Consider the following 7,173-nt stretch of genomic DNA (forward strand, 5'->3'; position numbering starts at 1 on the left):
ATTGTGTACTTTTGAGCAAGCTATGGATAACTTTGAAAAAGAGCAAAAATATACAGTCTGCGAAGCAGATTTTTTTACTATAGAGTTATATTTGTATTGTTAAAAAATAGAATATTTAAATTAAAAAAGGAGTAATTGTGAGAAAGAATATAAATATAAAAATAAGTGTATAAAATTTAGTTATAAGTGTATAAAATTTCTAAAAATTCAAATAATAATAATGCAACTAATTATTAGAGGTTTAAAGGAGGTAAAAAACCTAATGAAGGCAACAGGAATTGTTAGAAGAATTGATGATTTAGGAAGAGTAGTAATACCAAAAGAAATAAGAAGGACTTTAAGAATAAGAGAAGGAGATCCTTTGGAAATATTTACAGATAGAGATGGTGGAGTTATATTGAAAAAATATTCACCAATTGAAGAACTTACTGATTTTTCAAAGGAATATTGTGAGAGTTTACAACAAGTCATAGGTCATGTTGTACTAATCTGCGATAAAGATGCATTTGTATCTGTTAGTGGTGCAACAAAAAAAGAGTATATTGAAAGAAAAGTAAGCAATGAGCTAGAAAAAATTATGGATGACAGAAAAACTGTATTATTGAACAAATCAAATAACACAGTAATTCCATTACATAGTGATGATGAAGAGTCTATATATAATAGTCAAGTTATTGCACCTATAATTGCAGAGGGAGATGAAATTGGAGCTGTTATAATCTTATCAAAAGAAGAAGATGTTGAACTTGGCGAAATCGAAACTAAATTAGTTGAAACAGCAGCAGCATTTTTAGGAAAGCAAATGGAACAGTAATTTATCAAAACAATGTAAACGTTGTACAAAGAGTAAAAGATTATCTAATAATAAATATGTGTCATAATACCTTCAAATTCACATAAAAATTAGTAATAACACGTGAAATTTGGAGGTATTTTATGAATAAGCAGTCATTAATAAAAGGAAGTATTATCCTTGGAATCTCAGGGATATTAACTAGATTTTTAGGATTGTTTTTTAGATGGCCTCTGATAATGCTTATAGGAGATGAAGGAATAGGTTATTATCAGATGTCATATCCATTATATATGTTCTTTATTGCTATGGCTTCAGGAATTCCAGTAGCTATGTCTAAAATGATATCAGAAAGAAATGCAGTGAATGATATTGATGGAAGCTTTCAAATAATGAAAGAATGTGCTTTATTAATGATGGTGATAGGGATAGGAACTACTTTATCATTATTCATTTTTGCTGAACCAATTATATCATTACTAAAATGGGATACAAAATCATACTATTCACTAATAGGAATTTCCTTTGCTCCAATGTTAATTTCATTTATTACTATATTCAGAGGTTTTTTTCAAGGATTTCAAAATATGACTCCATCAGCAGTTTCTCAGATTTTAGAGCAGATTGGCAGAGTTGTAATTGGAGTTGGACTTGCTGTTTTTTTATTGCCTAAAGGAATAGAATACTCAGCAGGGGGGGCAGCTTTTGGTGCAGCAGGAGGAGCTGTTTTAGGAAGTTCTTATTTATATGCAAAATATAGAAAAGTGAAAAAACAATATAACATAAAACGTATAAAAACAAATCCTGAATTATTAAATATGGTTTTAAGAATAGCGATTCCAATATCACTTGGCACTACAGTTGGAAGTGTTATGAATTTAATTGATTCAATACTTGTTCCGCAGAAATTATTACAATCAGGACTTACAAATACACAATCCACAATATTATATGCACAACTTACAGGAAAGGCCTCAGTAATAGTTAATGTACCTTTAACATTATCAATGGCAATATGCACATCATTAATTCCAATAATAGCAGAAAATTTTATTTTAAACAGACATAAAGAACTTGAAGAAAAAATGCATATTGCGATGAAAATGGCGATGGTGATAGCGCTTCCTTGTGCATTTGGACTTTTATTTTTGGCAGATCCCATATTAAAACTTATATTTCCAGGAAGATCTGAAGGTGGAATGATTCTAAGATATTTATCTTTGTCAATACCATTCATAATTCTTACCCAAACAACAACTTCAATATTGCAAGGGACTGGAAATTATGTAAAACCAGTAATAAATTTATTCATTGGATGTGTAGTCAAGATTATATTAACATGCAACCTTGTTCCTATAAATAATATAAATATATATGGAGCAGTAATTGCAAGTATAAGTGCATATATAACTGCAGCTATATTAAATTTGATAGCTCTTAAATCTACATTAAAAATAAAATTGAGATTTTACGATACATTGATAAAGCCTGCTTATGCATCTGTAATAATGATGTTTTCTGTAATATTGAGTTATAATATTATATATAAAAAGATACAAAGTAATGGAACTGCTTGCTTGATATCTATAATTTTAGGTATGATATTATATATGGTGTTAGTGGTTATATTTAGAATTTTTAGAGTATCTGAAATAAAAGATAGATTTAAAAGAGATAATAAGAGGAGATAGATAGCTGATGATTAAAATAATTGGATTAGGACCTGGAGCTAAAGAAGCTTTGACTATGGGAGCGTTATTTGAATTTGAGAATTGTAAAAATATATTTTTACGAACAGATGAATATCCTACAGTGGAATATTTAAAAGAGAAAAATTTAAGTTTTAGTACTTATGATAACTTATATGAAAGTATGGAAAACTTTGATGAAATTTATGAAGAAATAGCAAAAGATTTAATTGATAAGCATAAAGAATTAGGAGATTTGATATATGCAGTTCCAGGACATCCATTGGTAGCTGAAAAATCAGTATCAAATCTTATTCAAAAATGTATAAAAAATAATATAGAATATAAAATTATTCCAGCGGCCAGCTTTATTGATGCTATAATGGAAAGACTTAATATCAATCCAATTGAAGGGATTAAGATTATAGATGCATTTGACATAAATAATCAAATATTGGATAAAAGAATTGGAACTATTATAACTCAAGTATATAATCCTATTATTGCATCAGAAGTTAAACTTAAGTTATTAGAAAAATATAAAGATGAAACAGAAGTTGTTTTTGTAAAAGCAGCAGGAATTGAGGGACTAGAAAGTATAAGAACGATACCTCTATATGAATTAGATATGCAGGAGGATTTTGATTATTTTACATCTATATATATTCCAAAAGATTTAAATAATAAGAATGATTTTAATGATTTACTAGAAATTGTGGAAACATTAAGAGGTGAAAATGGATGCCCTTGGGACAAAGTGCAGACACATAAAACTTTAGAAAAAGCATTATTAGAAGAAAGTTATGAAGTTATAGATGCTATTGATAGAGAAGATGATAATAATCTTATTGAAGAACTTGGAGATGTTTTATTGCAGGTAGTTTTTCATGCATCAATTGGAAGAGAAGATGGATATTTTGATATAAATGAAGTTATAACAGGAATATGTGAAAAAATGATAAGCAGACATCCACATGTATTTGGAACTTTAAATGGTATAAATACATCTGATGATGTTCTTGCAAAATGGGATGAACTAAAGAAAAATGAAAAAGGATTCAAAACATTATCAGAAGAAATGAGTGGAATTACAAAAGGACTTCCAGCACTTTTAAGAGCACACAAGGTGCAAAACAAAGCTAAAAAGGTAGGATTTGATTTTGAAAATGTTTATTTGGCTATAGATAAATTAAAAGAAGAAATTCAAGAGGTAATAGATGTATATAATATAAAAAATATGGATAAAATAAAAGATGAAGTCGGAGATTTGTTATTTAGCTGTGTAAATATTTCTAGACTTTTGGGAATTGATGAAGAGTTAGCTTTGAATTCTACAATAGACAAGTTCGTAAAGAGATTTTCTTATATAGAAAATAGATTAAGAGACAAAGGGTTAAATTTTCAAGATGTAGATATTAATGAAAAGAATAGACTATGGGAAGAATCAAAAAAGCTAGAAGAAAACTCAATTAAATAAAGGAATTTTCTAGTTTGTGAAGAATAATATTTTATTAAGAACTATATTGTAAATCTTTATGCTTTATATTTAGTTAAATATAGTAAAACAGAGAGTTTTCTATAGACGGTTAGCTAAAGAGGATATATAATAAAGGAGTGCAATTTAGTACATAATTTAGAAAGCAGTTAAAAAATTATATAACTGGATTTTAAGGAGGATGTTATTGTGAATAAAGCAGAATTAATAACTAGCATGGCAGAAAAAAGTAAATTAACTAAAAAAGATGCAGAATTAGCTTTAAAATCTTTTATTGAAAGTGTTGAAGAAGCATTAGAAAAAGGTGAAAAGGTTCAATTAGTTGGATTTGGAACTTTCGAAACTAGAGAAAGAGCAGCTAGAGAAGGAAGAAATCCAAGAACTAAGGAAGTTATCAACATTCCTGCTACAACTGTTCCAGTATTTAAAGCAGGTAAAGAATTCAAAGATAAAGTTAACAAATAGTATTTGTTAACTAATATGAACCCGAGTTAATCTCGGGTTCTTTTAGTAGAGGAGTAAAGAATGAGACTTGATAAATATTTAAAAGTATCTCGTATAATAAAGAGAAGAACAGTAGCTAAAGAGGTTTGTGAAAGTGGTCGCATAACTATAAATGATAAAGTTGCAAAACCTTCTGTACAAATAAAAGAAGGAGATATAATAGAAATTACTTTTGCAAACAGAAAATTAAAAGCTAAGATTGTTAATATAGAAGAACATGTAAGAAAAGAAGCAGCTAAGGAAATGTATATAATTCTTGAAGGCGAAGAAGATAAAGAGTAGTGACTTGTACAAGTTAACTACTTTTTTAAATATATTATAATTAAAAATATGCAATTTACGAAGTAAGGATAAAATCTTTATAAGATTTCTTTGATATATGTAGTTTACAGATAGGTATAAACTAATATAGGTATTTGTCATTAATCTTCTAAATAAAAATTATGAGACATATATTTATTGTATACAAACAATAATATGGAGGATTTTTGATGGAAAAGAGATCTGATAGTACAGTTCAGGATAATAAATCTAATCTGATTCTTGAAAATAGAAAAAAACTGACTTTGAGTGGAGTTATAGAAGTAATGAATTTTGATGAGGAGAAGATAGATCTTACAACTAAACTTGGAAATCTTACTATTAAAGGCCAGGAGTTAAAAATGAATAAGTTGGATGTGCAAAATGGTGATGTTATAATTGTTGGAAGTATATCAGCTATGATTTATAATGGAAAAATAAATAAAAAGAATAGAGAAAGTCTATTTAATAGGCTCTTTAGATAGGTGGAAGTTTATGCCTTTAGCAATAAATATGCAGTTAGATATAGTAATTTATAGTTGCATTGCTGGATTTATTTTAGGAATATTATTTGATATATACAGAATATTTAGAGGATTCAGCACAATTAAATTTATAACTGTTATTGAAGATATATTATTTTGGCTATTATCATCATTAATCATATTCTCATTTTTGTTATATATGAATTATGCATTTTTGACTTTATATGTTTATATTTTTATGATAATTACTTTAGGTATTTATTTTAGAGTTTTTAGCAGATACTTTTATGATTTTGAGAAGAAAGTTGTGCAGAAAATATATAAGGCTTTAAGAATTATATTAAAAAATATAATGTATTATTTTAAAATTGTTGTATATAAAGTTATAGATAAACGTAAATGATAAAAAATTACTTGAATATTAATAAGTTAGTGTTTACAATAGACTTAAGAGAATTTGTAAATAGAGGTTCTATGGATGAAAAAGAAATTAATCATAAAAAAGCTGATAATTTTTGCTTTTGTAATTTTCTTTATAGGTAGTTATATAAATCAATTAGTAACTACGAGGAGAATAGAAAATGAAATAGCAGTTAAACAGGCTCAGTTAGAAGAAGTTCAAGAAAAGAATGAAAGACTACAGGAAGAGGTAGAAAAAATTAATTCTGGTTCAGCTGACTATTTAGAAAGACTTGCAAGAGAAAGACTTGGAATGATTAAACCAGGTGAAAAGGTTGTTAATAGCAGCAATAATGAAAAAGAATCTAATCCAAATTAACATTTATTTTATAGAGGAACTTATAGTGCATAGAACAAAATAAATACTACTCTGGTATTAAAAATTAAAGAACAACTATAATGGTTAGTTCTTAATAATAAATATATTTTTAAATTTAAGGAGGAATCTTTTAAACATGACCTTAATGGCAGGAAACATAGTAGAAGGCACAGTGGTAAATATCACAAATTTTGGAGCTTTTATAGAAGTTGAAGGGAAAACTGGATTAGTTCATATCTCAGAAGTGGCGGATTCTTATGTAAAAGACATTAGAGAACATCTTAAAGAACAAGATAAAGTTAAAGTAAAGGTTATTTCAATTGATGATAATGGGAAAATAAGCCTTTCAATAAAACAGGCTAATGTTCAAAGAAAATCAGTTAAGCCAGCCGAAATTGACTGGAATGCATCTGAAAAGAAAAAAGCAAGTGGAAATTTTGAAGATATAATGTCAAAGTTTTTAAAAGATAGTGAAGAAAGAATGCAGGATGTTAAAAAGCATCAAGAATTCAAGAGCAAAGGTGGCAGAAAAGGTTGCTAATCTTTTCTAAACATCTATTATAGATAAACAATTAATGTAATTATAGATGTAGAATGGATTATTTATAAATTCATAAATAATCCATTCTACATTATTTAATTATAAAAAACTTAGATATAAAGCAGTATTTAATAATATAGAAAAAAAATAAAAATTTTTGTTGACAGCATATACAATATGCATTATAATTAGTTTTGTTGTTGGCAGTCGTGATCAACACTTTAAATGATATGCCGAAGTGGCGGAACTGGCAGACGCACAGGACTTAAAATCCTGCGGTGGTTAAACACCGTACCGGTTCGATTCCGGTCTTCGGCACCAAGTATATATGTAAAAATGGTTTATCGCGGGGTGGAGCAGTTGGTAGCTCGTCGGGCTCATAACCCGAAGGTCGTAGGTTCAAGTCCTGCCTCCGCAACCAATTAATATGGCGGAATAGCTCAGCTGGCTAGAGCACTCGGTTCATACCCGAGGTGTCGTAGGTTCAAGTCCTATTTCCGCTACCAATATTGTGCCGAAGTGGCGGAACTGGCAGACGCACAGGACTTAAAATCCTGCGGTGGTTAAACACCGTACCGGTTCGATTCCG

Annotated in this window: 9 protein-coding genes and 3 tRNA genes; all 12 read left to right on the top strand. The window is 28.5% G+C overall.

Annotation, left to right across the window (positions count from 1 at the left end):
* The first annotated feature begins 262 nt into the window (after positions 1 to 262).
* The 12 genes from spoVT (at position 263) to Q0F58_RS16000 (ending at position 7,090) form a co-directional block, all read left to right on the top strand.
* Complete coding sequence (spoVT, locus tag Q0F58_RS15945; RefSeq protein WP_294378759.1) at positions 263 to 814, top strand: stage V sporulation protein T; 552 nt, start codon at positions 263 to 265, stop codon at positions 812 to 814.
* Between the two features lie 122 nt (positions 815 to 936).
* Complete coding sequence (locus Q0F58_RS15950) at positions 937 to 2,484, top strand: polysaccharide biosynthesis protein (protein WP_294378761.1); 1,548 nt, start codon at positions 937 to 939, stop codon at positions 2,482 to 2,484.
* A gap of 7 nt (positions 2,485 to 2,491) precedes the next feature.
* Positions 2,492 to 3,958, top strand: a complete 1,467-nt coding sequence (mazG, locus tag Q0F58_RS15955) for a nucleoside triphosphate pyrophosphohydrolase (RefSeq protein ID WP_294378764.1) — start codon at positions 2,492 to 2,494, stop codon at positions 3,956 to 3,958.
* 207 nt (positions 3,959 to 4,165) lie between these two features.
* Positions 4,166 to 4,441, top strand: a complete 276-nt coding sequence (locus Q0F58_RS15960; protein WP_294378766.1) for an HU family DNA-binding protein — start codon at positions 4,166 to 4,168, stop codon at positions 4,439 to 4,441.
* A 60-nt stretch (positions 4,442 to 4,501) separates the two neighbouring features.
* Entirely contained in the window at positions 4,502 to 4,762 is a 261-nt protein-coding gene (locus Q0F58_RS15965; RefSeq protein ID WP_294378767.1) for an RNA-binding S4 domain-containing protein, read from the top strand.
* Between the two features lie 209 nt (positions 4,763 to 4,971).
* Positions 4,972 to 5,265: a sporulation protein YabP gene (gene yabP / locus Q0F58_RS15970; RefSeq protein WP_294378768.1), complete on the top strand. Its 294-nt coding sequence runs from the start codon at positions 4,972 to 4,974 to the stop codon at positions 5,263 to 5,265.
* A 10-nt stretch (positions 5,266 to 5,275) separates the two neighbouring features.
* Positions 5,276 to 5,668 (top strand): spore cortex biosynthesis protein YabQ, encoded by a 393-nt coding sequence (yabQ, locus tag Q0F58_RS15975; protein WP_294378772.1) that lies wholly within the window; start codon positions 5,276 to 5,278, stop codon positions 5,666 to 5,668.
* Between the two features lie 75 nt (positions 5,669 to 5,743).
* Positions 5,744 to 6,043, top strand: coding sequence for a septum formation initiator family protein (locus tag Q0F58_RS15980; RefSeq protein ID WP_294378773.1), 300 nt, complete (start codon positions 5,744 to 5,746; stop codon positions 6,041 to 6,043).
* A gap of 136 nt (positions 6,044 to 6,179) precedes the next feature.
* Positions 6,180 to 6,584 (top strand): S1 domain-containing RNA-binding protein, encoded by a 405-nt coding sequence (locus tag Q0F58_RS15985; protein ID WP_294378775.1) that lies wholly within the window; start codon positions 6,180 to 6,182, stop codon positions 6,582 to 6,584.
* Positions 6,585 to 6,816: 232 nt separating this feature from the next.
* Positions 6,817 to 6,905: transfer RNA gene (locus Q0F58_RS15990), tRNA-Leu, on the top strand.
* Between the two features lie 24 nt (positions 6,906 to 6,929).
* Positions 6,930 to 7,005 (top strand) — tRNA-Met (locus tag Q0F58_RS15995).
* Positions 7,006 to 7,013: 8 nt separating this feature from the next.
* Positions 7,014 to 7,090, top strand: a tRNA-Met gene (locus Q0F58_RS16000).
* Positions 7,091 to 7,173 lie beyond the last annotated feature (83 nt).

The sequence above is a fragment of the uncultured Clostridium sp. genome (assembly GCF_934754915.1).
Taxonomy (GTDB): domain Bacteria; phylum Bacillota; class Clostridia; order Clostridiales; family Clostridiaceae; genus Clostridium.